Here is a 23,473-nt window from a genome sequence, read left to right as displayed (position 1 = left end):
TTGATAATTATTTTGAATGTACTTTTGCTACCTTTGCGCAAAGCATAAAGGTAAATGATTTTAAAGGCTTTTAAGGAAAAATCCAATAAAAAATATTTAAACAAATTATTGTTAGAAAGGCACGTAAGCGTTACTGGCAATAAGATTGAGAGTCTTGGTGTTATTCTAAATATTGATGAATTTGACGATTTTGAATCCTTTAGAACGTTGGCAAACGATTTAAAGATACGTTCCAATAAATTTAAAGTGATTGCCTTTACCGCCAATAAAAAAGAAAAACCAAACGCTTGGGATGTCTGTTTCAATCCTAAGGATTTTGGATGGAAAGGCAAAATTAAAAATATTGAACTGCAATCTTTTTTAGACACAAAATTCGATGCTTTAATAAGTTACTATGCTAATGATGCTTTAGAATTGAAATTGCTCACAGCCATGTCACAGGCCAAGTTTAAAATAGGTGTTTTGCAGATTGATGAGCGGGTGAACGATTTAATCATCAAAACCAAATTAAAACAACTCAACGTATTTAAAAAAGAACTTTTTAAATACCTAACCATACTAAAGAAAATAAAGAATGAAAAGTAAGTTTTTTGGAACTGGCGTAGCGTTGGTGACGCCTTTTAAATCAGATTTTAGTATAGACCATAAGGCTTTAGCAAACATTGTTAATTTTAATATTGAAAATGGTACAGATTATTTAGTGATTTGCGGAACAACAGGAGAGAGTGTAACCATTACCAAGCAAGAAAAAAAGGCTATTATAAAAACCATTTCTGAAACAAATAATGGTCGGTTGCCCATGGTTTTAGGAATTGGAGGTAATAATACAGCCGCTGTTATAGAAGAGATAAAATCGACCGATTTAAGTGTAATAGATGCTATTCTGTCTGTTGCGCCATATTACAGCAAACCTACACAGGAAGGGATGTACCAACATTTTAAAGCTATTTCTGAGGTTTCGCCAATTGATATAATTTTATACAACGTCCCTGGACGAACGTCTAAAAATATGGCCCCCGATACGGTTTTAAGACTCGCAAATGATTTTCAGAATATCATTGCCGTTAAAGAAGCAGGAAATAATGTCGCTCAATATTTAGAATTAATAAAAAACAAACCAGAAGATTTCTTAATCATTTCTGGAGATGATGATTTGGCTTTAGGCATTGTTTTGGCTGGAGGTGCAGGAGTAATTTCAGTTATTGGTCAAGCTTTTCCTAAAGATTTTTCAAACATGATTCGATTAGGGTTAGAAGGAAATGCCAAAGCGTCGTATGTGTTGCACTTCAAATTAATGGAAGTTATCAGCTTAATTTTTGAAGAGAATAATCCAGCGGGCATTAAAGCGGTTTTCGCAGCATTAGACCTGTGTGGTGATACCGTTAGATTGCCATTAGTGCCTGCTTCAAATCCTTTAGAACAAAAAATTAAAGATTTTGTAAATAACTATTAGGTGTTAAATATTACTTAAACCTTATTACGACTGTGATTTTGCGGTTATTTTAGCATCGAAATAATATTTTTAAAATCCATATTAATAGCTTAATTTTGCGTCCTGTTTAAAACCTATGAAGAAGTTTTTATATTTATTAATTGTTTTAGCTGTTTTTAGTTCGTGTAGTGAATATCAAAAGGCCTTGAAGTCTGAAGATATAGCTACAAAATTTAAAATGGGCGATACACTTTACACTCAAGGTAAGTATGCAAAGGCCAATAAGCTTTTTGCACAAATAGTTCCAGAATACAGAGGGAAGCCGCAAGCAGAAAAGTTGATGTTTTTATATTCAAACTCCTTTTACAAAATGGGAGACTTTTATGTTGCAGGGTATCAGTTTGAGCGTTTTGCATCAAGTTATCCTAAAAGTGAGAAACTGGAAGAAGCCTCTTTTTTAGGCGCTAAAAGTTATTATATGTTATCTCCGGTTTACACTAAGGATCAAACGGAAACTAAAGATGCCATAGAAAAGCTTCAGGTTTTTATAAATGATTTCCCAAAATCAGAGTATATTTCCGAGGCCAATACATTGGTTAAAGAGCTTGATTTTAAGTTGGAGAAAAAAGCATATGAAATAGCTAAGCAATACAATCATATATCAGATTATCAAGCTTCAATTAAATCGTTTGATAATTTTATTTATGAATTCCCAGGGTCCTCATTAAGAGAACACGCATTGTTTTACAGATTAGATTCTGCTTTTAATCTAGCAACCAACAGTGTGGAATATAAAAAGGAAAAACGTCTAAAAGATGCTAAAGAATATTATGAAGCATTCAAAAAAGCCTATGTAAATTCTGAATATATCAACGACGCAGATAACATGGCTTTACAATTAGATGAAGAATTAAAAAATTATAGCATAAAAAGTTAAATAACAATAAGAATGGATTTAAAGAAAACCAATGCTCCTGTTAATACAGTAACTTACGATAGAAATCAAATTGATGAGCCTACAGAAAACATCTATGAGTCAATTTCCATCATCGCAAGACGTGCAGATCAAATTAACACAGAGATAAAAAGAGAACTCATTGATAAGTTAGAAGAATTTGCAACTTACAATGATAGTCTTGAAGAAATCTTTGAAAACAAAGAGCAAATTGAGGTATCTAAATTTTACGAAAAATTGCCAAAACCTCATGCATTAGCCGTTCAAGAATGGTTAACAGATAAAATATATTTTAGAAATACTGAGGAAGATTCTCAGGAATAATTTTTAATTTCTTTTATGAGTATTCTATGCGGCAAGAACATACTATTAGGTATTAGTGCTGGTATTGCCGCTTATAAAACTGCTTCCTTAGTACGTTTATTTATAAAATCTGGTGCCACCGTTAAAGTCGTGATGACACCGTCTTCAAAAGATTTTATAACCCCATTAACCTTATCTACATTATCAAAAAACCCAGTGTATTCTTCTTTTGTAAATGAAGAAGATGATAACGCCGTGTGGAACAACCATGTCGATTTAGGGCTTTGGGCAGATTTATTTATTATTGCTCCAGCCACAGCAAATACCTTATCAAAAATGGCTAATGGCGTGTGTGATAATCTGCTTTTGGCAACTTATCTATCCGCAAAATGTCCGGTCTATTTTGCACCGACTATGGATTTGGATATGTACAAACACCCATCTACCTTACAGTCGTTCGAAAAGCTTAAAGCTTTTGGTAATATTATGATTCCTGCAACAAGTGGAGAATTAGCCAGCGGTTTAGTAGGAGAGGGGCGCATGGCGGAACCTGAAGACATTCTCACATTCATTGAAAATGATATATTAGATGCATTAGCGCTTCGCGGAAAAAAAGTTTTAATCACTGCTGGACCAACACATGAAGCTATAGATCCTGTGCGCTTTATTGGCAATCATTCCAGTGGTAAAATGGGATTTGAAATAGCTAAAGCATCTGCCAATTTGGGTGCTGAGGTTTTTTTAGTTACCGGGCCAACACATCAAAAGGTCACGCACAGTCTTATAAATCTGATTCCTGTAACCAGTGCAGAAGAGATGTATCAAGCATGTCATACGTATTTTAACGATATGGATATTGCAATCCTGTCCGCAGCAGTAGCCGATTTTAAACCCAAAGAAGTATCTACTGAGAAAATAAAAAAGTCCGCTTCAACGTTAAGATTAGAATTGGAGAAAACAAAGGATATATTACAATCATTAGGAAAAATTAAAACAAATCAATATTTGGTAGGTTTCGCGCTAGAGACAAATAATGAGCTTGAAAATGCAAAGGATAAACTTAAAAGAAAACATTTAAATTTAATTGTTTTAAATTCGTTAAATGATAAAGGCGCCGGTTTTAAAAGTGATACCAACAAGGTGACTTTTATTGATGCGGATGACAATGTAATGGCGTTCCCTTTAAAATCTAAAGCAGACGTTGCTAAAGACTTATTAGATAAAATTATAAACGAAATTCATGCATAAAATTGTTGTTGTTATAGTCTGTTTTTTAAGTGTTTTTGCATCTGCACAAGAATTAAATTGTAATGTGGTTGTCGATGCCCAACAAACAGGGAATGAGAATTTTCCCATTTTTAAGACATTAGAAAAACAACTTACGGAATTTATCAACAACACAAAATGGGCGGATAAAACATTTAGTGCCCAAGAACGCATTGACTGTAATATGGTGATTAATGTTGTTGGTTATAGCGGTGAATCTTTCCAAGCCTCTATTCAAGTACAATCTTCCAGACCGGTTTACGGCTCTTCTTACAGTACACCCATTTATAATTTTAACGATAAGGATTTCAACTTTAGATATTTGGAATTTCAGAATTTAATATTTAACCCCAATCAGTTTGAGTCGAATTTGGTATCGGTTTTAGCCTTTCACGTCTATATGGTTTTAGCATTGGATGCTGATTCGTTTGCCGAAAATGGAGGCGACCCCTATTATAAAAAAGCGCAGGTGATTACCAATTACTCGCAGCAAGGCAATTTTCAAGGTTGGAAATTAGAGGACGGATTACAAAGTAGGTTTGCCCTGATAGATAATATTTTATCACCAACGTTTAAGGAGTTTAGAAGTGTGATGTACGATTATCATCGAGAGGGTTTAGATGTGATGAGTGCCAATCCTAAAGAAGGCAAAGAACAAATAGCAGCGTCCTTAAATCAGTTTCAAGCCATGAACAGTAGACGGCCCAATTCGTTTTTATTGCGCACATTTTTTGATGCAAAATCTGATGAGATAGAGGATATATTCAGCGATGGTCCCAATGTGAACATTGCCAGTGTAAAGGAAACACTTCAAAAGGTGGCGCCCATGCATAACAGCAAATGGCAAAATATCAAATTTTAGATAGAAAGTGATGATGGATGAATGAATACTGCAAACCGAAAACTGAACCATGCTAACATCATTATCTATAAAAAATTACGCCCTAATTGATCAGCTTCAAGTCGATTTCAATGATGGCTTATCTATAATTACCGGGGAAACTGGAGCTGGTAAATCTATTCTTTTAGGAGGTTTATCACTAATTCTTGGTAAGCGTGCTGACTTGAGTAGCTTAAAGGACAATACCCAAAAATGTATTGTTGAAGCGGTTTTCAATGTATCTAATTATAAGCTTCAGGCCTTGTTTAAAGATGAAGATTTTGATTATGATGATCAAACCATTATTAGACGGGAAATTCTACCTTCAGGTAAGTCACGTGCCTTTGTAAATGACTCTCCAGTAAACTTATCGAGCTTACAAAATCTTGGTGAACGATTGATCGATATTCATTCCCAACATCAAACCTTGCAACTTACCAATAATGACTTTCAATTTCAAATTATTGATGCTTTAGCCAATAATGAGGAGTCACTTCACAAGTATAAAAAAGAACTCAAGCAATTCAAAACGCTTGAAAAAGAATATAGCGAGCTTGTAAGTTTTCAGGCAGAAGCCATAAAAGAACACGATTACCATTCATTTTTGTTGAAAGAATTATTAGAGGCGAATTTGGTTGATGGTGAGTTGAAATTTTTAGAAGATGAATATGAAACCTTAAATAACATTGAAGGGATTAAGGAGAAGTTGTTAGAATCTTACGAGCTATTAAACGCCGAACAGATTGGTGTTTTGCCAACCATGACAGCATTAAAAAACAGCCTTCAAAAGTTAGCTGGATTTTCCGCTAAATACGATGATATTTATAATCGAGTAAATAGTAGTCTCATTGAAATGGATGATATATTTGGGGAGATTGAAAATTTGCAAGACGATGTAGAAGCAAACCCTTCAAGACTGGAAGATGTAGATGCTAAACTTAAAGTGATTTATAATTTGATGCAAAAACATGTGGCTTCAGATATCTCAGAATTGCTAAAGATTCAGACGGAATTGGAAGAAAAAGTATCTTTTACTGAAAATTTAGACGATACCATTCAGAAAAAACAGAACGAGATTGATGCCCAAACAAAAATACTTGATGGTATTTCTGAAGTCATTCATGACAATAGAATCGTGGCTATTCCAAAATTAAAATCGCAACTTGAAATCCTATTAGCAAGTTTAGGTATGCCAAACGCGCAATTTAAAATAGAAGCCGAATACAGTAAAACGTTTTTTGCCAATGGAAAAGATGCGTTGTCTTTTCTGTTTTCAGCAAATAAAGGGGGCAGTTTTAACGAATTGAAAAAAGCTGCTTCTGGTGGCGAGTTATCACGAATTATGCTAGCTATTAAATCCGTATTATCTAATTACATGCAGTTGCCAACAATTATGTTTGATGAAATTGATACGGGAGTTTCTGGAGAGATATCCAATAAAATGGGTGATATTATGTTGCAAATGAGTAAAACCATGCAGGTGTTTTCAATTACACACTTGCCTCAAATTGCAGCGAAAGGGCATTCACATTTCAAGGTTTTCAAGGAAGATGTAAATGAGGTTACGCAAACGAATCTGATAAAATTAAACCATGATGAACGCATTGTAGAGATTGCACAAATGTTGGGTGGTATAGAGATGTCATCATCTGCTATTGCTCATGCTAAAGAATTGCTTAATTAAAAAAACTAAAACTTTAAAAGATAGAGTTTAAAAGTTTAGTATTTTTGAGCCATAAATTAATAAACCTATAATTTTCTCCTTTGGAGAAATGTCCGCAGGACAAAGGGGAACAAACCAACCAAATATGTCATATAATTTATTAAGAGGAAAAAAGGGAATTATTTTTGGAGCATTGGATTCTAATTCAATCGCTTGGAAAACTGCTGAACGTGTTCATGAAGAAGGTGGCCAATTTGTATTAACAAATGCGCCAGTGGCCATGAGAATGGGACAGATAAATGAGCTGGCTGAAAAAACAGGCTCTCAAATTATTCCTGCCGATGCGACTTCCGAAGAGGATTTAAAGAATTTAGTCGAGCAATCCATGGAAATTCTTGGCGGAAAAATTGATTTTGTGTTGCACTCTATAGGCATGTCTATTAACGTTAGGAAAGGGAAGCATTATACCGATCAAAACTATGATTGGACACAAAAAGGAACGGATGTTTCCGCTATGTCTTTTCATAAAGTCATGCAAACGCTTTATAAAGCAGATGCTATGAATGAATGGGGAAGTATAGTGGCATTAACTTATATGGCTGCACAACGCGTATTCCCTGATTATAATGATATGGCCGATAATAAAGCCTATTTAGAAAGTATTGCACGTAGCTTTGGGTATTTCTTTGGGCGTGATAAAAAGGTGAGAGTGAATACTATTTCGCAATCGCCAACGCCAACAACCGCAGGTAGTGGCGTAAAAGGATTTAATGGTTTTATCGCATATGCCGATAAAATGTCGCCACTTGGTAATGCTACAGCTTTGGACTGTGCTAATTACACAGTGTCTTTGTTTAGTGATTTAACGAAACGCGTAACCTTGCAAAACCTCTATAACGATGGTGGATTTAGCAATATGGGTGTTAGCGACCAAGTTATGGATACCTTTACAAAAGAATAAAATCTAATTTAAGATAATAGTAACGGCCACCTTTTTGAGGTGGCTTTTTTATTAGGATTGGTTACATTTGTGATATGCATTTAGAGTTTTCTTTTATAATTCCAGTTTATAATCGTCCAGAAGAAATTCGTGAGCTTTTGCAAAGTTTTAATGATTTACAAACGGGTTTGAAATATGAAATAGTTATTGTTGAAGATGGTTCTAAGGAAACTTCAAAGGCTGTAGCAGATTCTTTTTCCAACTACTTGAATATATCTTATTTTTTTAAAGAGAATACAGGTCCAGGAGATTCCAGGAATTTTGGAATGAAGCATGCTAAAGGCAACTACTTTATTATTTTAGATTCCGATTGTATTCTACCTGAACACTATTTAAATGAAGTTAATGAAAATTTAAAAACCGTTTACGTTGATTGTTATGGTGGCCCTGACGCTGCTCATGCATCCTTTACACCGCTTCAAAAGGCTATAGACTTTACCATGACCTCTTTTATCACCACAGGCGGAATTAGAGGAAATAAGAACAGTGTTGATAAATTTCAACCCAGAAGTTTTAATATGGGACTCTCTAAAAAGGCTTTTTTAGCATCTGGTGGCTTTGGGTTGATTCATCCTGGCGAAGATCCGGATTTATCAATCAGACTTTGGGATTTAGGATTCGAAACCAAATTAATTCCTAAAGCATTTGTATACCATAAAAGGCGCATATCTTGGCGAAAATTTTATGAGCAAGTTACCAAGTTTGGTATGGTACGACCTATATTGAATCAATGGCATCCACAAACGAAAAAGATAACCTACTGGTTCCCTACGTTATTTGCACTAGGGTTGCTAACTTCTGTGGTATTATTTTTTATTGGTTTTAAATGGCCGCTAGTCATGTATACTTTGTATTTTGTAGTTGCATTTTTTTTAGCGTTATTAAAAACAAAAAGCATCAAGGTGTCGTTATTGGCAGTATGGGCTATAATAATTCAATTTTTTGGTTACGGCTATGGCTTCATGAAGTCCCATCTAGTATTGAACATTTTTCAGAAAGAACCACAAATCTATTTTTCAGAATTATTTTTTAAGCAAAAATGATAAAAAAACTAAAATCAAATCTTATTACATCTATAAAGAATAGAAAAATCAATGTATTTATTCTCTTCTTAGTATCGGCATTTGTCATTCTAATATTTTTGAAGCTTTCAAAAGAATATACTAATACATTGGTTTTTGATATTGATAAAATTAATGTGCCTCAAGAAAACGTCATATTAAACGATTCGAGCATAAGATTAAATGTCACCCTTAAAACACATGGGTTCAAATGGTTAAAATACTATTTTTCCAAACCCAAGATTGTAGTCGACTTTTCTAAAGATGTCAATAAAAAAGACTCCATGTTTGTTTGGAGTAAGTCTAAATCTTTTTTAGAAAACACACAGTTTGACAAGCAAATTGAATTGCTCAATATTTTTCCTGATACATTGGTGTTTAGGTATGATGTTAATCTGGTTAAAAAAATTCCTGTCATACTAATTTCAGATATAGAATTTAGCAACGGTTATGACATGACTGGTGATTTTAATCTCAAGCCAGACTCTGTGGAAGTGATAGGGCCCAAGGTACTAGTTTCTAAAATGGATAGTATAGCTACAAAAAAATTGGTTTTAGGGGATGTCAAATTAAATTTGAACGAAATTTTAGAATTAAATTTACCTGATAACAATAAGGATTTAATATTTCCAACAAAAAATATTAATGTTAGCGCAACTGTTGAAAAATTTACTGAAGGCACCTTAAAAGTTCCCGTGAGTGTGGTAAATGTGCCCAAGGGTATAGATATTAAGTACTTTCCAAAAGAAGTGAATATTTCTTATTATGTTAGTTTAAGTGCATTCAATACGATTTCAGTTAAAGATTTTGAGGTTATTTGTGACTATAGTAAGGTTATTGAAAACCAAAATTTTTTAGTACCAGAATTGAATACTCTAACAGATCAAGTGAAAAATGTAAAATTGCATCAACAGCGTATCGAATTTATAATTTCAAAATGAAAATAGTTGGTTTAACAGGTGGCATAGGAAGTGGTAAAACCACGGTTGCAAAAGCATTTATCGCTTTAGGAGTGCCCGTTTATATTGCAGATGAAGAAGCAAAAAAATTGATGAATAGATCAAAGGTTATCAAGCGGAAATTGATTGAACTATTTGGAGAATACGCATACATCGACAATCAATTAAACAAATCATTTATAGCCAATTTCATTTTTAATGATAAAACCTACTTAGACAAGATGAACGCCATTGTACACCCCAAAGTGGCTTCGCATTTTAAAAAATGGGTGAGCAAACAGAGTTTTCCTTATGTTATCAAAGAGGTCGCTATTCTTTTTGAAAATGGCGGTGATCAAGAATGTGATTATGTTATCACAGTTGTGGCACCCTTGGATTTAAAAATGGAACGTCTGTTGAAGCGTGATAATACTACGGAAGAGAAGATTGAAGCCATTATGCGTAATCAATTTAGTGATGAAAAAAAAATAAAAAAGTCTCACTTTGTCATTAAGAATATCTATATTGAAGACACTAGAAATCAAGTATTTAAAGTTCATGAACAACTCCTTGATAATTGCCGTAAACCTTAAATTTTAACATTTTTGTTAATGTAAGGTTAAATGGTAAGTGGACTAAATGTTAAAATGTTAAATTTGATTAATGAGTAAAAGAATATTTATCCTTTTGGTGATTTTATTGAGTTTGTCACTTATAGGTATCATATTCGTTCAGGCGTATTATATTAAAGGGTCTGTAGACAACGAAAGAGCACGATTTGATTTCAATGTTAAAAAAGCACTGAGCTATGTCTCTAACACTATTGAAAAAAACGAATTAGATAACGTTTTTGAAAAATTTCAGAGCTTGGACAGAGAAAAGCAGGGCGATTCTGCTGCCGTTTCTCAGTTGTTTATATATCAAACAAACGATAATACAAAGGAAACACTTATTTATAGTAGTGGTATTTTAGAAGAGAATTTAAAATTATCATCATCGATCTTTGACATTGGTTTGGATAGCGTAAGCATTAAGAACTTTATAGGTAAATCTAAAATTGAAGTTTATAATGACAACGAATTTGACGATAAGGATATGGGTGAAAGTCCTATATTAAATATCATCAATAGTGGTTCTATAATTGAAGCTCAGAGAAATAGTTTTAATAAAAGTTTTAAGGCATTATTAAAACGTGCACCGATTTACAAGCGGGTTTCAGAAGATGAAATCAGAAAATTGTTATCAAAGAAATTAAAGGAAGATAATATCGATATAGACTATGAGTTTGCTATTTATAATAATGATTTAGCTACTAAAGTTCAGAGTGATGATTTTGAGAATATTAAGGAGTCAACCTATAGTGTGCCCATTTTTTATGACGAGAACAATCAGAGTCCATATAAGCTTCTAGTTAATTTTCCCGATGATAGTAAATTTATTTTGTCTTCTATTATAGGTATCGTTTTATTGTCTATCATGTTTACTTTAATCATAATATTAGCATCATCAAGTGCTTTATATCAATTGGTCAAGCAACGTAAAATATCTGAAATAAAAACAGACTTTATTAATAACATGACGCATGAATTCAAAACACCTATAGCGACTATTAATTTAGCTTTGGATGCTATTAAGAATCCTAAAGTGATAAATGATAACGATAAGGTGATTCGATATTTAGGTATGATTAAAGAAGAAAATAAGCGGATGCATGCGCAGGTTGAAAACGTACTTAGAATATCCAAATTAGAGAGAAATGAACTTAATATTAGTAAGGATAGAGTAGATTTACACGACTTACTTTACGATGCTATAACGCACGTAGAGCTTATTGTTGAAGATAGAAAAGGACATATTAAAACCTTTTTTAAGGCCGAAGAAACATCAGTACTGGCTAATGAAACACATTTTACAAATGTGATAGTAAACATGTTGGACAATGCGATTAAATATTCGCCAAATGCTCCAGAAATAGAGGTGCATACAGAAAATGTTGGGAATAATATTATACTGAAAATAAAGGATTATGGTAGTGGTATGAGTAAGACAGCTATCAAACGGGTGTTCGAAAAATTTTATAGAGAACACACCGGAAACATACATAATGTTAAAGGCCACGGTTTAGGTTTGGCTTATGTAAAACGTATTGTTGATGATCATCATGGACATATAACGGTAGAAAGTGAAAAAGATAACGGAAGCACATTTACAATTAAACTTCCAATAATAACATAATTATGGAACAACAAAACAAAAAAATATTACTAGTAGAAGACGATCCTAATTTTGGCACCGTACTTAAAGATTATTTAATGATGAATGATTATGATGTTGTTCACGCCAAAAATGGTATGGAAGGTTTTGAAAAATTCAAGAAGGATGATTACGATTTATGTATTCTTGATGTGATGATGCCATATAAGGACGGATTTACACTGGCTAAAGAAATTAGAGAAAAAAATACAGATGTCCCTATTGTGTTTTTAACAGCTAAAGCCATGAAAGAAGATGTGCTTAAAGGCTACAAAGTAGGTGCAGATGACTATTTGAACAAGCCGTTTGATAGTGAAGTCTTGCTCATGAAGATTAAAGCCATCATGCAACGTAAGGCTACTGAAACCATTTCGGATAGTAAACAGTTTGAATTTAAAATTGGTGGGTTCGACTTGAATTCAAAATTACGTTTTCTTCGATATAATGGGGGAGATCCTATTAAGTTATCACCAAAAGAAAATGAATTATTGCGCTTATTAGCCTTACATGAAAATGATTTGATGCCAAGAGAACTAGCATTAACTAAAATTTGGAGGGACGATAATTATTTTACATCCAGAAGTATGGATGTTTATATTGCGAAACTTCGTAAATATTTAAAATTAGACGATAAGGTAGAGATACTAAATATTCATGGTGAAGGATTTCGATTAGTGGTTAATTAATTTAACCTCTCATATAAAAACAAAAAACCAATGCTTTTTAAACATTGGTTTTTTGTTTTAAACCTATACAATTCTTATGCGGTATTAAATGATGCTTCTACAAACGCTTGTGAAGCCAATCTTTAAGCGCGTAAAAATTTTGAGGTGCAACGCCATGGCCAATAGGAAATTCTGAATACACATGCTTGATGTGATGTTTGCTCAAAAAAGGAGAAACCTGTCTTGCCCAATCCACGGGAATTACTTGGTCTACACTGCCATGAGAACAGTAAAAATCTAAATGGGCATACTGGGCATCTTCCATTTGTTCAGGTAAAATATCATGATTTATATAACCGCTTAAAGCCACAATATTTTTAATTTTTTCTGGATAGCTAAATGCCACGGCATAGCTTAAAATGCTTCCTTGACTAAACCCTAAAAGGGATATAGCATTTTTATTTACAGGGTAAGTCTCAATGACTTCATCAATAAAAGTGGCGATTAAATCCCTAGATTCTTTGGCTTGTTCATTATCGTTCCATTTCCCTTGATCTGCATCAAAATTAATGGCATACCAGGCGTTTCCGAAAGGTTGCATAGGGTAGGGCGCTTTCACTGAAATAATAAAAAGCTCTTCTGGCAATTCATTGGCGAATGAAAATAAATCGTTTTCGTCGCTTCCATAACCATGAAGCATGATAAGCACAGGTGCGTTATCAGTTAAAGACGATTTTCTAATGATGTGATTTAAAGAGAGTTGTGTATTTGTCATTTATCTACCAATATTATTAAACCATTTTTGAAAGAAATCGCCTAAAATAGGAACCGTTTGTGCTTTTCCTGCAATGGCATTAACAAAGCCATAAATGAATAGGACACCAAAGAACATCCAAAAACCAAAGGTTGCCAACCAGCTATCGAACCAACTTACAACCCAAGCCAGAATAAAATAAGTTAACCATAAACCGAGTGCCTGTCTTACATGAAAACTAGTGAACGGGTTCTTTTTATCGTTATTCATAAAAAAAGCAATTATGGTTCCAATGATGGTTAAGTAGCTTATAATGGCTAATCCTTTTCCTGTTTCAACATCTTGCTCATTCATAATATTTTAGTTTAGAGATACTTTATTATTGGCCATAATACCATAAACTTTTCCTTTTAGCGTTTCATTCTCAAAAATGGCGTTTTTTGATTTTGAAATCATGTCCTGTTTAGAAAATGTATATGTAGTATCGGGATTAAAAAGGGTTATATTTATGGGATTATTAATAGCTATAGATGAAAACTCAACTCCAAATCTGCTTTTTCCTTTTGTTAGTAATTCTATGGTTTTTTTTGTAGTAAACATTTTTTGAAGTGCTCCAAAAGCACTTTCTAAACCAATGGTTCCATAAGCCGCGTGATCAAACTCCACTTTCTTTTGTTCTACATCCATAGGGTTATGATCACAGGTTACCATATCAATAGTGTCGTCTTTTAGCCCGTCAATTAAGGCCTCTATGTCCGCTTGGGTTCTAAGTGGTGGTGATACCTTATAAAGCGTGCTAAAATCTGATAAAACACTATCTGTAAAATAGAGGTTATGAATCGCAACGCTACACGTCACATCCAATTTTTTCTTTTTTGCTTCTCGAATTAAAGCCACAGATTTCAATGTGGAAATGGTTGGAATATGTAATTTACCGCCCGTATATTCCAATAAAAATAAATCCCTTGCTATTTGAAGCTCCTCTGCTAGTGCAGGACTTCCTTTTAACCCAAGCATGGTGCTCGATATATGCTCATTCATAACGCCATGTCCCGAGATACTTTCATCTAAGGGAAAGGAACACACTAATCCATCAAAATTACTGGCATACTGCAATGCAATTTTCATAAGATTTGCATTGGAAATAGGACGCTTATAATCATAAAATGCTACAGCTCCGGCATTTTTCATATCATAAAGTTCTGCTAAATCTTTACCATTACTATTTACAGTAAGCGCTCCTACGGGCAATAAGGTGACTATATTATTATTTGACTTTGAATTTACAAATGTGATGTCTGAATTAGAGTCAATTACCGGATGGGTGTTAGCATTCATGGCCACAGCTGTAAATCCTGATGCTGCTGCCGTTTTAAGTCCGTTTTTTATGGTTTCACGTTCTTCAAATCCCGGTTCGCCAAAACATACACTACTATCAAACCACCCTTGGGATATGTGCAGATTGTCTAATGTAACTTCCTTGTAATTCCCTGGATTCTTAATGCTGTTGGCAATTTTGGTAATTATGCCTTTTTCAATTAAAAGATCTTGAGTCAAATTGTGAAAATCACTTTTAGAATCAATAATTGTAGCAGACTTTATAAGTATGTTCATTTAAAATATTTTAAGATGAGCATTTCAATAATTAACAACACCAATGCAAAAATAACAAACCATTTCCATAGGGCCTTAACTTTTGATTCACTTTTTAGTGTATTAAAACTATTGGTAATAGAATCACTGAGCATGACATTTTTAATATTTGATAAGTCCTGATACATCAATTGACTTTCACTTCTATTATAATTAAAACTGACGTTTTTTATGATGGCTTCCCGATTGTTTACACTATAAATACCAGCAACAGTCGGGTTATCGGAAGTATTTATAATGACTTTATTATTAAAATATGTTTGCTTAGGAATGATATTGATATCGTTATTTACGAGGGATAATATATCATCTTGCTGCAATTGAATATCTACATCAAAAGTATTTGGTTGTCCTAAGGTGTAATACAAGTCTGGATTCTTCAAGCTATATTTCCCGATGTTATATAATGTAGGTACTATTAATGGTGAATTTTGAAAGTTGGAATTTGCTGCATTTAAAGCGCTACTAAAAAGAAACACTTGGTTGCTTTGCAATAAAAAGGGTTTTCCATCTTCATAATTTAGAATAGATGATATGCCATTGGATGCGATCGTATAATAGGTATTCACTTTTGGATACTGAAAATTGCTAATTTGCTTTTCAAAAACCCCATTGTTATACAAAGGATGTCCGTAATTTATTGTCGTAATGCGCTTTTTAGTTTTAATGAAGTCGCTAAGGCTTATATTGTAATTTGATAATAATGAATTGTAAGATGGCATGTTATTATCTGATGGTGGGATAATGAGCAAACTTCCTCCTTGATTTGTAAATTGTTTTAGAGCTGACACTAATGCGGCTGGAAGGGTGGTCAATTCATTTAAGACAATCAGGAATTGATCGTTTAAAATGTTATAATTTAATTGGTTTAATACTGTAGCTGTATAATGAAACTCATTTTTAGTAAAAATGCGTTTTAGGTACGAATCATTTGTTTTGCCAATAGCGAGTACATTGGTTTTGCTATTGCTATTGATATTAAAAAATAAACTATTATCAAACTGTAGATGCCCATCTTCAATGGTTAGTTTACCATTTATTATAGTATTTATCGGAAGCGAAAATGTAGCGTTAGCCTCTTTTTCAATAGTTACCGATGTTTTTGATATGAGAATATCATCATTAAATAATGATATTGGCAGGTCATCTATAACATCGCCATGGTTTTTTAACCTGACCAAAAGATCCGTTTGAGTTGCTGATGTTTTAGAAACATAAGCCGTATCGATAAACACATTATTAGCATTTAGCGGTTGGAGTTTTACCAAATGCAAATTTATTAACGAGTCGATGTCTTGTGGAAAAGGATCATTTTTTGCTTGAAAATCTGAAATAAAAATCAAGTCCTTCAAGCTATTGGTGTTTTTACCAAAAAGCATTTTACTTTTAAGTAGAATCGTTTTAGGTGTTAATTGTGTCGAAGAATAATCTAACTGTAAAAGGTCGTTTTTTATGGCTTTTAATGTGACATCTTTAAAAGTTTTGTCATTGGTGATTATTGATATCTTCTCATCTTCGTCTAAGGAGGACAATAAATTTTGAACAGCTCGTTTTAGGAGTTCGCCTTGATTGCCCTTGGCTTGCATACTAAAAGAGTTATCTAAGTAAATAACCGTCTCCCTTGTTTTTTTAAACGCATCAGATTTCGCTATAAACGGTTGTGCAAAGGCGAGTATGATTGCTGCTAACAGCGACATACGCGTTATAAGCATCAACCATTTTTTAATTTGTGAACTTTTCCGGGTTTGAAGGGTCACCTTCTTTAAAAAAGCCACATTTGTAAATGGTTCTTTTCTGAATTTACGTAATTGGAATAAGTGAACAATAATAGGAATGAGCAGCAGAAATAAAGCGTAAAGAAATTCTGGATGTTTAAACTGCATGCCTTTTGAGGTTTGTCAAACCTACATATTTTTTTTCATTTTTAAGGGGTTCAATAATTTTGAAAACCATTTAATCTAAAGATTCTCCGACCCTTGGGGTCGGGGTTTCCTGTTTACCTCTCCTTGGGAGAGGTCAGAACTGCCATTTTCAGCAGTTCTGGGTGAGGTAAAATACAAAATTTCGGTTTTTGACCCCAAGGTTAAAATGAAACCGGCGAAATACCCCTACGGCTTGCCTCGGGAATAGTCGGTTTTAAGAAATTTTTTTATTTCGAAAACATGAATTAACAAAAGAAAATATAACCTGTAATAGGTTGTAGGTCTAAATTTGCCAAATAGTTTTTGATGTCCTTTTGAGCGGTTCTATTGGCGACGGTGATGATGCTTTGACAGCTTCCCATGGTTTCAAGGGCATTAAAAGGTTTTAATATCTTACCGTAAATGTCTTTCCCAATCTTTTTTGGGTTATCACAAATCCATTCAAAATCGATGCCTTTTTTAATTAATTGTTTCGCAACGAGTTTCCCTTTATTGCCAGCTCCCCAAACCACTAAGGTTTTTGTATCGTCATAATCTAATTCTAAAAAATAATCTAGTTTTAAATCGATAAAATGATTTTCCGCATAATGCGCGTCAGTTCTTGAGGCACGGGTGCTGTAATCCCGCCAATTATGAAGCACAATATCACAAGGAATACATGTGTAGTGGTATTTATAAAAGCGAAACGCCAAATCGTAATCTTCTGGATATCTATTAGGCTCAAAAGCACCACAAGCTATTAAATCACTCTTGTAAGCCATCCAACAGGGGGAAGGAATAACACATTCTTTATATATTTCAGAATAGTTTGTGCCAGTTTTAGTTAAATCATTTAACCAGGTTTCATAGTTTTTATAGCCTTCTTTGATGCCATCTGCAGAAAAATAATCCACCAAACCTATGGAGACGTGTTGCTTACCATATTGCAGTAAATTACCAACCAATGTTTCCAGTTTATTGGGTCTCATCACGTCATCACTATCCATTCTGGTAACGAACTCACCACGACTGTGTTTAAAAGCAACACGCAAGGCGTCTATAATGCCGCTGTCTGCATTCTTAAATAATTTAATGCGTTGGTCTTTTTCTGCAAAACGGTTTACTAAGGCATAACTGGCATCTGTAGAATGATCGTCCACTATTAACAATTCCCAGTTTTGATAACTTTGATTCAAGATGGAATTCAAACAGTCTTCTAAAAATGATTCTGTATTTTTGAAAGGAGTAAGTATGCTTACTAATGGCTCTTTCATTCAAAGTGGATTTTCATTCCTTCATGTGATGCTTTAAACCCTAATTCTTCATAAAATTTAATTGCCTTAGGTCTTTTTTTATCAGTTGTTAATTGAAGTAAATGTGCTTTTCGTTCTTTAGCTCTTTGAATTGCCCATTCAAACATCGTTTTTCCAATGCCCAGTCCTCTTTTATCTTTTCTAATTCTTACTGCCTCAATTTGTGCTCTTATTCCACCTCTATAGGTCAAATATTGAATAAATGATAATTGTAAGGTTCCAATGATTTCAGAATTTTCGTTTTCAACCACAATCAATTCCTGGTTTTCATCTGAGTCAATTTTTTCAAACGCTTTTAGATATTCATCAGGTATGGGGTTTTTAAAATGCTCTCTTTTTTTTCCAAGTCCATCATGGGCAATCATTTTCACAATTGTTGAAACATCGTTTTCTGTCGCTATTCTAAATATCATTTTTATTCCAGACTGTATTAAATTGTTACCAACGAATATACACAAATCATCTTTTTAACATAATCTTAAGAAATCAAGCCGTAACATAATAGTATTTTCGACGTCAATTAACGGAACATTTATTTAAATAACATATGAAGAATAGAACACTAGTTGCCTTATTCGCAGGTATTTTAATAGCGAGTTGTAGCTCTACAAAACCGGTTACTAACGATTTGGCTACGAGTTTACCCATTGAAACAGCCATCGATTTAACGAAAATCAGTGAAGATAAAGCACCGGTTACTATAAATCCTGGACGCTTTTTATTGGATACGGTAACGTATCGTTTGCCAAGAGTTGTACAAGGGACTTACTCTGTTTCAGATTTCGGGAAGTATATTGAAGATTTAAAGGCTTATGATTACAGCGGAAACGAAATGGCTGTAATGAATACTGATAAAAACACTTGGACTATAGCCAACGCCAAACAATTAGACAAAATCACATACTACGTTAATGATACCTTTGATACGGAGACTTCTGGTGGCATTGGCGGAGAGAATCCGTTTTCACCGGCAGGAACTAATATAGAACCAAATAACTACGTTTTAAATTTACACGGGTTTATTGGTTATTTTGACTCTTTAAAAAACAATCAATATAAGTTAGACGTTACGGCACCTTCAGATTTTGTGCGTACTTCAGCGCTTCAAAACGCAGGTACTAAAATGAGTGAAGATGGTAAGAGCATGATCAGTAGTTATATGGCAGCCAGATATTTTGACATTACTGATAACCCAATGATGTACGGAAAATTGGATGTTGAAGAATTTCCAGTGGGAGATATTAAAATTGTATTGAGCGTGTATTCTCCAAATAAAACGCATTCAGCAAAGTCTTTAAAAGAGACTATTATGACCATGATGCAGGCTCAGAAAGCCTATTTAGGCGATGTTAATACGACCTCACGATATGATATATACGTGTATTTATCTGAAGGAAAACCAGAATCACCGAAAGGATTTGGTGCCTTAGAGCATCATACATCTACTGTGGTGGTTATGCCAGAGGCTATTCCTGCTGAAGCTCTAGCTGAAAGTCTAATAGATGTTGTCTCGCATGAGTTTTTTCATATTGTAACGCCTTTAAGCGTACACTCAGAAGATGTGCACTATTTTGATTATGCGAACCCAACCTTTTCGAAACATTTATGGATGTACGAAGGTGTCACTGAATATTTTGCGACACTATTCCAAATCGATCAAGGTCTAGTGGATGAAAATAAATTTTACAGTAAAATTATGAATAAAATTCAAACCTCAAGAGGAATGAATGATGCCATGAGTTTTACTGAAATGAGTGAGAATGTTTTAGATGAGGAATATGCACCACAATACTATAATGTATATCAAAAGGGAGCATTGATTGGAATGTGTGTGGATATTTTAATGCGTGAAGCAAGTAATGGTGAACGCGGTATTTTATCATTAATGAAAGAGTTATCTAATAAATATGGTAAAGACAAACCTTTTGTAGATGACAATTTAATTGATGAAATCGTGGCTATGACCTACCCATCTTTAAGAACCTTTTTTGATGATCACGTTATCGGTTCAACGCCTATAGATTATAACGCATTTTTAGAAAAAGTAGGACTGGAAATTTCAGAAAGTAAAATTGAAACGAACTATATTCAAAATGCTGGACAATTGATTGTTGCCGCCAACCCACAAGAGGGGAAAGTATTTTTTAATAGTCTAGTTACAGCAAATAGTTTTTGGAATGAGCAAGGGGTAAAACCGAATGATGTGATCAAAAGCATAGATGGAACAGAATTGACTATGCAAAATGCAAATCAAATGTTTCAGAAAGTATTTATGTGGAAACCGGGAACAGATATGGAGATGGTTTTAGATAGAGCTGGCGAAGAACTTGTTGTAAAAACCAAACTCACCCAATCTTATACCATGGGTAAAGGCATTAAAGCAAAAGCAGATGCTACTGAGGCCCAAATTGCATTAAGAGAGGCTTGGTTAAGAGGATAGATTGAGTAAATTATAGCAATAGCACAAAAAAAATCCGATAGACGCATCTATCGGATTTTTTTATTTAACTTTTTAGATAGTTTAAAATTGGTATCGTAAACCAAGAGCGATATCAAAATCTAAGTCATTGTTATCGTATAATTCATCACCAAAACCAATTTCAGGTCTAAAATCCAATGAAATTAATAATGGAATATCAAAATTATACTCAATTCCAATATCACCAGCTGCAAAAATAAAGGTATCAGTTTCGTCATTTCCATTGTTATCATCAAAACTAAACGATCCTAATCCTCCACCAACACCGGCATACCAGTTGAAGCCACCATCAATATTCCATACCCATTGGTATAATCCAGCAAGTTTGAAACCATCAAAGTTTTTTCCGTCTCTCCAGCCTAAATCTACTTCTAATCTGTTGTTGGCTCCTAAAGCACGTTGATACGATACTTCGGCTCCAAAACCGTCACTGTCACCAAGTCTTAGTCCTAAAGCATTATCAGCAATAGTCTGTGCGCTAGATGCGAATGAAAACGCTATTAAAGCGAATGATAATAAAAATACTTTTTTCATAATTTTAAAGTTTAGTTAAAAATTCATGTCCTGTTATTTTCGTTCATTTCATAAATTTATAAATTCTCTGCAAACATAACGCGAATATTGTCTATATATTTATACAATCAAAAAATTCTTTAACTCAATGCAATTAAAATCGCTGCAGTCACAACTTTCAGGAGAATTACTACACGACGATTTAATAAAAGCCATTTATGCCACAGATGCCTCTGTTTACAGGAAATTACCTTTGGCTATACCAACTGTAATTTTAAACTTTCAATTATTATTTTAAGAGACGCATTGAATTAGGTTTTGTTTGACTATTAATCAATATCTGTTTCAGTTTAATTTAAAATGCTAAGTGTAATTTCATTTCCGTATTTCTAAGAATAGATTTAACTTAGCCAAAAAATGTACTTATGGCTGGTAATTCCTTCGGAAAACTATTTAACCTAACGACTTACGGGGAATCTCACGGACCGGCTTTAGGTGGTGTCATTGATGGTTGCCCATCTGGCATTAAATTAGATTTAGATGATATTCAAAATGAATTAGGCAGACGTAAACCTGGTCAATCTTCAATTGTAACGCAACGTAAAGAGCCAGACACCGTAAAGTTTCATTCAGGTATTTTTGAAGGGATCACTACAGGAACACCGATTGGTTTTGTTATTGAAAATACCAATCAGAAATCTCACGATTATTCGCATATAAAAGATAGTTACCGTCCAAGTCATGCCGATTATACCTATGATAAAAAATACGGCGTAAGGGACTATCGTGGTGGTGGTCGCAGTTCAGCACGGGAAACCGCTTGTCGAGTGGTGGCTGGTGCTATAGCTAAACAAATGCTTAAAGGTATCGAAATAACCGCCTACGTTTCTGGGGTTGGCAACATGAAATTGGACAAACCGTATAACGAATTGGATCTCACAAAAGTAGAATCTAATATTGTGCGCTGTCCAGACCAAGACATGGCGAAAAACATGGAAACCTACATAAAAGAAGTACGCAGTAAAGGCGACACCGTTGGTGGTATTGTAAGCTGCGTGATTAAAAATGTGCCTGTTGGTTTAGGAGAGCCTGTTTTTGATAAACTACATGCCGAACTAGGTAAGGCTATGCTTTCCATTAACGCCGTTAAAGGTTTTGAATATGGTAGCGGATTCCATGGAAGTACGATGTACGGCAGTGATCACAACGATTCCTTTAATACAGACGGCACCACCAAAACTAATTTTTCTGGTGGGATTCAAGGCGGTATAAGCAATGGTATGGACATCTATTTTAACGTGGCTTTTAAACCCGTTGCCACGCTTATTCAAGAATATGAAACTATCGATAAAGAAGGAAAAGTGGTTCAAATGCATGGCAAAGGGCGTCATGACCCTTGTGTGGTACCTCGTGCCGTACCCATTGTAGAAGCCATGGCAGCATTGGTAATTGCCGATTTTTATTTAATAAATAAGATTTATAGTTAAGCACGGTTTTTATTCTTATTAAAGGTAATTTCAAATGAGCACCAAAAATTTATAAAATGCTATTATATTTAAAACTTTAGATATTTAGCAATTTTCAAATTATGATAAATACCCTCATTGCCTTTGTTAAAAAGCTAAGAGATTCGTTAGCAGATAAATTAGGTTATTACAATGTTACGCTTCCTTATGTCGTCATTGTAATTTTAGCCTTGATATTCGTAGTATTAGGCATCAATCTTTTTATCGAATTAACAGATACCTTAACCACAGATCAATTAAGTTATTACGATGATAAAGTAACCGATTTTGTAATTTCCCATCGCTCTTCCGGATTAACCGATTATTTCACATTTGTCACCCGAGTTGGCGACGTTAACGGATACATTGTTGTTACCATAATCACTGCAATCATCACTCTTGTGGTTTTGAAAAAGCGCAAATACATGATGCAGATAGGGTTGGTTATGGTGTTATCGGCACTTTCAAATTTGGTTTTAAAGCGCGCCATTAATAGAGCCCGACCAACTATTGAGCATTTAGTAACCGCCGAAACATTAAGTTATCCAAGTGGTCATGCCATGGCAGCGATGTCTTTCTATGGGTTTATTATGTATTTGTTCTATAAAATGAAGATGAATAAATTCATTAAATATGCTGGTATGCTCATTATGGCCATACTTATTTTAAGTATTGGTGTTAGTAGAATATATTTAGGGGTACATTTTCCTTCTGATATTGCAGGCGGTTTTATCGCTGGTGCAATTTGGGTGGTATTTTGTATTCTGATTTTCAACATTATTGAAGTGTTTAGAAGAGATCCAGTAACAGATGCTATTGATGATAGGGAAGATATTTATGAGACTGATTAAATTCCAACCGAATTTTATTACTATTTCAATCTCTTAATACATTAAACTTTTAAAAATACTTATCTTGCTTCAAGATTTTTAAGCATTA

The 23,473-nt window shown here is 33.9% G+C and carries 24 protein-coding genes; 17 read left to right on the top strand and 7 right to left on the bottom strand.

What is annotated here, in order from left to right; translation table 11 throughout:
* The first annotated feature begins 54 nt into the window (after positions 1-54).
* The 13 genes from FAF07_RS18330 to FAF07_RS18270 all read left to right on the top strand — a co-directional run bounded on the left by FAF07_RS18330 (position 55) and on the right by FAF07_RS18270 (position 12,437).
* Positions 55-585, top strand: coding sequence for a DUF6913 domain-containing protein (locus tag FAF07_RS18330; protein ID WP_142786483.1), 531 nt, complete (start codon positions 55-57; stop codon positions 583-585).
* Positions 575-1,453, top strand: a complete 879-nt coding sequence (gene dapA / locus FAF07_RS18325; RefSeq protein ID WP_142786482.1) for a 4-hydroxy-tetrahydrodipicolinate synthase — start codon at positions 575-577, stop codon at positions 1,451-1,453. The genes FAF07_RS18330 and dapA overlap by 11 nt, the downstream gene beginning before the upstream one ends.
* Before the next feature lie 115 nt (positions 1,454-1,568).
* Positions 1,569-2,369 (top strand): outer membrane protein assembly factor BamD, encoded by an 801-nt coding sequence (locus tag FAF07_RS18320; RefSeq protein WP_142786481.1) that lies wholly within the window; start codon positions 1,569-1,571, stop codon positions 2,367-2,369.
* Between the two features lie 12 nt (positions 2,370-2,381).
* Positions 2,382-2,711 (top strand): DNA-directed RNA polymerase subunit omega, encoded by a 330-nt coding sequence (locus FAF07_RS18315; protein ID WP_142786480.1) that lies wholly within the window; start codon positions 2,382-2,384, stop codon positions 2,709-2,711.
* Between the two features lie 15 nt (positions 2,712-2,726).
* Positions 2,727-3,938, top strand: a complete 1,212-nt coding sequence (gene coaBC, locus FAF07_RS18310; protein ID WP_142786479.1) for a bifunctional phosphopantothenoylcysteine decarboxylase/phosphopantothenate--cysteine ligase CoaBC — start codon at positions 2,727-2,729, stop codon at positions 3,936-3,938.
* On the top strand, positions 3,931-4,818 hold the full coding sequence (gene porD, locus FAF07_RS18305; protein ID WP_142786478.1) for a type IX secretion system protein PorD: 888 nt from the start codon (positions 3,931-3,933) through the stop codon (positions 4,816-4,818). Before coaBC ends, porD begins: the two co-directional genes overlap by 8 nt.
* A 49-nt stretch (positions 4,819-4,867) precedes the next feature.
* Entirely contained in the window at positions 4,868-6,520 is a 1,653-nt protein-coding gene (gene recN / locus FAF07_RS18300; RefSeq protein ID WP_142786477.1) for a DNA repair protein RecN, read from the top strand.
* A gap of 124 nt (positions 6,521-6,644) precedes the next feature.
* On the top strand, positions 6,645-7,460 hold the full coding sequence (locus FAF07_RS18295; RefSeq protein ID WP_142786476.1) for an enoyl-ACP reductase FabI: 816 nt from the start codon (positions 6,645-6,647) through the stop codon (positions 7,458-7,460).
* A gap of 74 nt (positions 7,461-7,534) precedes the next feature.
* Positions 7,535-8,542, top strand: coding sequence for a glycosyltransferase (locus FAF07_RS18290; protein ID WP_142786475.1), 1,008 nt, complete (start codon positions 7,535-7,537; stop codon positions 8,540-8,542).
* On the top strand, positions 8,539-9,501 hold the full coding sequence (locus FAF07_RS18285) for a YbbR-like domain-containing protein (protein ID WP_246067738.1): 963 nt from the start codon (positions 8,539-8,541) through the stop codon (positions 9,499-9,501). The genes FAF07_RS18290 and FAF07_RS18285 overlap by 4 nt, the downstream gene beginning before the upstream one ends.
* Positions 9,498-10,091: a dephospho-CoA kinase gene (coaE, locus tag FAF07_RS18280; RefSeq protein WP_142786474.1), complete on the top strand. Its 594-nt coding sequence runs from the start codon at positions 9,498-9,500 to the stop codon at positions 10,089-10,091. The genes FAF07_RS18285 and coaE overlap by 4 nt, the downstream gene beginning before the upstream one ends.
* Before the next feature lie 70 nt (positions 10,092-10,161).
* Positions 10,162-11,733, top strand: a complete 1,572-nt coding sequence (locus tag FAF07_RS18275) for a sensor histidine kinase (RefSeq protein ID WP_142786473.1) — start codon at positions 10,162-10,164, stop codon at positions 11,731-11,733.
* 2 nt (positions 11,734-11,735) lie between these two features.
* The gene (locus tag FAF07_RS18270; protein ID WP_142786472.1) at positions 11,736-12,437 is read left to right on the top strand and encodes a response regulator transcription factor; all 702 of its coding nucleotides are present in this window, start codon (positions 11,736-11,738) and stop codon (positions 12,435-12,437) included.
* 97 nt (positions 12,438-12,534) lie between these two features.
* On the opposite strand, the gene FAF07_RS18265 is transcribed toward FAF07_RS18270, so the two are convergent.
* The 6 genes from FAF07_RS18265 to FAF07_RS18240 all read right to left on the bottom strand — a co-directional run bounded on the left by FAF07_RS18265 (position 12,535) and on the right by FAF07_RS18240 (position 18,450).
* Positions 12,535-13,191, bottom strand: a complete 657-nt coding sequence (locus tag FAF07_RS18265) for an alpha/beta hydrolase (protein ID WP_142786471.1) — start codon at positions 13,189-13,191, stop codon at positions 12,535-12,537.
* On the bottom strand, positions 13,192-13,524 hold the full coding sequence (locus tag FAF07_RS18260) for a DUF4870 domain-containing protein (protein ID WP_142786470.1): 333 nt from the start codon (positions 13,522-13,524) through the stop codon (positions 13,192-13,194). It abuts the gene before it with no gap.
* A gap of 6 nt (positions 13,525-13,530) precedes the next feature.
* Positions 13,531-14,784, bottom strand: coding sequence for a dihydroorotase (locus FAF07_RS18255; protein WP_142786469.1), 1,254 nt, complete (start codon positions 14,782-14,784; stop codon positions 13,531-13,533).
* Complete coding sequence (locus tag FAF07_RS18250; protein WP_142786468.1) at positions 14,781-16,706, bottom strand: BatA domain-containing protein; 1,926 nt, start codon at positions 16,704-16,706, stop codon at positions 14,781-14,783. Before FAF07_RS18250 ends, FAF07_RS18255 begins: the two co-directional genes overlap by 4 nt.
* Before the next feature lie 284 nt (positions 16,707-16,990).
* Positions 16,991-17,998, bottom strand: a complete 1,008-nt coding sequence (locus FAF07_RS18245; RefSeq protein WP_142786467.1) for a glycosyltransferase family 2 protein — start codon at positions 17,996-17,998, stop codon at positions 16,991-16,993.
* Positions 17,995-18,450, bottom strand: a complete 456-nt coding sequence (locus tag FAF07_RS18240; RefSeq protein WP_142786466.1) for a GNAT family N-acetyltransferase — start codon at positions 18,448-18,450, stop codon at positions 17,995-17,997. Before FAF07_RS18240 ends, FAF07_RS18245 begins: the two co-directional genes overlap by 4 nt.
* A gap of 134 nt (positions 18,451-18,584) precedes the next feature.
* Here FAF07_RS18240 and FAF07_RS18235 point away from each other — a divergent pair, with 134 nt between their 5' ends.
* On the top strand, positions 18,585-20,477 hold the full coding sequence (locus tag FAF07_RS18235) for a M61 family metallopeptidase (protein WP_142786465.1): 1,893 nt from the start codon (positions 18,585-18,587) through the stop codon (positions 20,475-20,477).
* A gap of 81 nt (positions 20,478-20,558) precedes the next feature.
* On the opposite strand, the gene FAF07_RS18230 is transcribed toward FAF07_RS18235, so the two are convergent.
* Positions 20,559-21,050, bottom strand: coding sequence for a hypothetical protein (locus tag FAF07_RS18230; protein ID WP_142786464.1), 492 nt, complete (start codon positions 21,048-21,050; stop codon positions 20,559-20,561).
* Positions 21,051-21,177: 127 nt separating this feature from the next.
* Here FAF07_RS18230 and FAF07_RS18640 point away from each other — a divergent pair, with 127 nt between their 5' ends.
* From FAF07_RS18640 to FAF07_RS18220, 3 genes are all read left to right on the top strand, one after another.
* Positions 21,178-21,327: a hypothetical protein gene (locus FAF07_RS18640; RefSeq protein WP_185956478.1), complete on the top strand. Its 150-nt coding sequence runs from the start codon at positions 21,178-21,180 to the stop codon at positions 21,325-21,327.
* Positions 21,328-21,454: 127 nt separating this feature from the next.
* Complete coding sequence (aroC, locus tag FAF07_RS18225) at positions 21,455-22,516, top strand: chorismate synthase (protein WP_142786463.1); 1,062 nt, start codon at positions 21,455-21,457, stop codon at positions 22,514-22,516.
* A gap of 101 nt (positions 22,517-22,617) precedes the next feature.
* Positions 22,618-23,385, top strand: a complete 768-nt coding sequence (locus FAF07_RS18220; protein ID WP_142786462.1) for a phosphatase PAP2 family protein — start codon at positions 22,618-22,620, stop codon at positions 23,383-23,385.
* Positions 23,386-23,473: the final 88 nt, after the last annotated feature.

The sequence above is a fragment of the Changchengzhania lutea genome, assembly GCF_006974145.1.
GTDB classification, from domain to species: Bacteria; Bacteroidota; Bacteroidia; order Flavobacteriales; family Flavobacteriaceae; genus Changchengzhania; species Changchengzhania lutea.
Note: the sequence above shows the minus strand (reverse complement) of the source record. Positions and strands in the feature narration are given on the sequence as shown.